This is a genomic window from Quadrisphaera setariae, from assembly GCF_008041935.1.
In the GTDB taxonomy this organism is placed as follows: domain Bacteria; phylum Actinomycetota; class Actinomycetes; order Actinomycetales; family Quadrisphaeraceae; genus Quadrisphaera; species Quadrisphaera setariae.
Map to the genome: position 1 here is coordinate 1 of NZ_VKAC01000028.1, position 3,212 is coordinate 3,212.

General features: G+C 69.4%; 2 pseudogenes. Both read left to right on the forward strand.

The features are described from left to right. Positions 1 to 434: 434 nt before the first annotated feature. A pseudogene (locus tag FMM08_RS24260) lies at positions 435 to 1,132 on the forward strand (ATP-binding protein); the annotation flags it as partial. Between the two features lie 395 nt (positions 1,133 to 1,527). Beyond that, positions 1,528 to 2,697, forward strand: a pseudogene (locus FMM08_RS22730) (IS3 family transposase). Positions 2,698 to 3,212 lie beyond the last annotated feature (515 nt).

Here is a 3,212-nt window from a genome sequence, read left to right on the forward strand (position 1 = left end):
GGGTTGCAGCGATGCAACCCAGCCCCTTTTCCGCATCCCCCCAACATCCCCGCATCATCCGACAGCATCCCTGCCTCATCTCGACAGCATCCCCGCGTCCCCGCCGTGTCGTGAACAAGCCGGCGGCGTAGTTGGACGTGCGCGAGCGCGCGTCCGTTGCTCGCTGCCGTCCGCCGACCTCGTCGGGCCTTGGTTACCGTTCCTGTCGCTGATGCCGCGGCCAGCGATGGCGTCGGTGGTCGGTCGGAAGCTGATGGTGCGGTTGGGGCGGGGTTTCTGCGTGCGCGAAGACGGGTCGGTGCCTGGGACTGCGTCGGTGGGCCCGATCGCGACCCCCTGTGTGCTGAGCACACCCGCTGATGCGGGGCCGGGCCCGGCCGGTGCCCGGCCACAAACACGCCACCGTCCCGGCGCACCTGACCTGCTTGGCCCGGATGCTGAGCACCCCCACCATGGCCGCTACCTCGGTCGGGCTGGCCGACCAGGCCCGTGAGCAGAACTCGAGCCACGAGGAGTACCTGGCCGCGGTCCTGGCCCGCTGAGCCGCTGACCGTGAAGCCAACGGCTGCGCCATCCGCGCGGGCGGGGCCCACTCCCCGACGGTGAAGGCTTTGGAGGACCACAACGGTGATCACCAGCGGGGCTGCGCAGGAGGTGCTGGTCAACCTGGCTAGCGCCGCCCGGATGGGCAGGGCGGACGACTTGGTGCTGCTCGGCCCGCCTGGGTCGACAAGACCCACCTGGGAATCGCGCTGGGGTGCAAGGCCGTTCACGCCGGGTACCCGGTGCTGTCCGACACCGCTGGGTGGTTGGCACGTTGGGGGCCGCCCACGAGGAGGGCCGGCTGGCCACGGAGATCAAGCGGCTGCGCAAGGACCGGCTGTTGACCATCGATGAAGTCTGTACATCCCATCGGCCAGTACGGCCGCGAACCTGTTCTTCCAGGTGGTCGCCGCCCGGCACGAGAGCGGGTCGCTGCTGATCGTCCTGAATCTGCCGTTCGGGCGTTGGGTTGAGGTCATCGGTGATGACGTGGTGGCCACCGCGATGATCGGCCGGCTGGTCCCCACGCCGAGGTCGCCACCTCGTCGGGGCGTCCCGGCGTACCGGAGCCCGCGGGAAGTTGCTGGCCGCCCAGCCCGCGGCAGCGACCCGCACGGGCACGAACACCTCTTCGACCCCGTCGTCGAGGAACTCCTCACCACCACGTCCAACAACCAGGGAGTCTGCTTTTGGACGTTGCCAGGGAATCAGTTCTCAGCCGTCGCTTGCACCGTCGTGAGCGCCGCGAGTGAGCAGCTCCGCCGCGCCCTGCGCGTCACCACGACGATGGCCACAGGCGGCCACCTCGGGTGATACCGGTTTGTGCGCGGTGTTCGGGGTCCAGCTCGACGTTGCCGATGCGGCCCAGTAGGTGCAGCAATGACACCGGTCGCCACCACCGCGCGGTGGGCACCTGGGTCTGCTGCACGAACAGGTGACACCTGATCTGTGACGCTCAGGGGCGTCGCTGGAAGGATCGTCACCGTGCCCAAGCCCCACCCCAAGGAGTTCCGCGAGGACGTCGTGGCCGTCGCCCGCCGCGGCGACACCACCTTGGCCGAGGTCGCCAAGGACTTCGGCATCTCGGAGTCCTGCCTGCGCAACTGGATCCGCGCCGCCGACGTCGAGGACGGCAACCGACCCGGCATGACCGCCGACCAAGCCGCTGAGGTCCGCGAGCTGCGCCGCCGCAACCGCCTCCTGGAACAAGAAGTCGAGGTCCTGCGCCGGGCCACGGCCTACCTGTCCCAGGCCCACCTGCCGGGAAAAGGCTCTACCCGCTCGTGAAAGAGCTCGCCGACCATGGGATCCCCGTGGCGGTGACGTGCCGGGTCCTCAAGCTCGCCCGCCAGCCCTACTACCGCTGGCTCGCTGCCCCCATCACCACCCGCGAGGTGGACCAGGCCTACCTGGCCAACGCCCTGCTCGAGGCCCACCGCGACGACCCCGAGTACGGCTACCGCCTCCTGGGCGATGAGGTGCGCCACGCCGGCCTGGTCGGCTGCGACCGGACGATGTGGCGCACCTGCGCGCAGAACGGCTGGTGGTCAGCGTTCGCCCAAGTTGCGCTCGGCGAACGGCAAGAGGCCCGGCCCGCCGGCCCACGAGGACCTGGTGCGCCGCGACTTCACCGCCACCGCGGCGAACCGGCTGTGGCTGACCGACATCACCGAGCACCCCACCAGCGAAGGCAAGCTCTATCTGTGCGCGATCAAGGACGTGTACTCGGGGCGGATCGTGGGCTACTCCATCAGCGACCGGATGAAGTCACGGCTGGCCGTGGATGCGCTGCGCAGCGCTGTCGCACGACGCGGCGGCACCGATGCGGTGGCCGGGTGCGTCGTCCACTCGGACCGAGGCAGTCAATTTCGATCGAGGAAATTCTTGGTCGAGCTGCGACGTCATGACCTGGCCGGGTCGATGGGTCAGGTCGCCTCGGCCGGGGACAACGCGGCGATGGAGTCGTTCTTCTCGTTGTTGCAGAAGAACGTGCTGGACCGGCGCCGTTGGGTCACTCGCCAGGATCTGCGGTTGGCGATCATCACCTGGATCGAGAGGACCTACCACCGCCGTCGTCGCCAGGCCCGACTTGGTCGTCTGACGCCGGTGGAGTACGAGACCATGAACAGCACTCAGGTGATACTCGCCGCCTGAGACCCACTGTCACCTGTTCGTGCAGCAGACCCCCTCTCAGGCCGGGACTACGCGGCTGTGGGGATGCGCGTTGCCCACGTGGCCCCGGTCATAAGGACCCTCCATCGCTGCGACTTGGCTGTGCTGGTCGACCATGCCCGCGAGCAGAGCTGGATGCGTGGGGCGCAGCTGGCCCGTCGGGTCGTTGACCGCGAAGGCAACCGCTGCGGCGCCCGTGCCGATGTGACTCTCCTTCCGGCGGTGAGCACGCCGGTGGATCTCAACGTCGACCCACAGCCCGGGTCGCGACCACGGTGATCGCCGACCTGGTCGCACATCGGCGGCTGACACCCCCGCGGGAGGTGTGGCCCCGAACGCGGACGGCTACCGAGGCCGGGACGCTCTCTGTGGGGCTGTGGGGCTGTGGGGCTGTGGGGCTGTGGGGCTGTGGGGCTGTGGGGCTGTGGGGCTGTGGGGCTGTGGGGCTGTGGGGCTGTGGGGCTGTGGGGCTGTGGGGCTGTGGGGCTGTGGGGCTG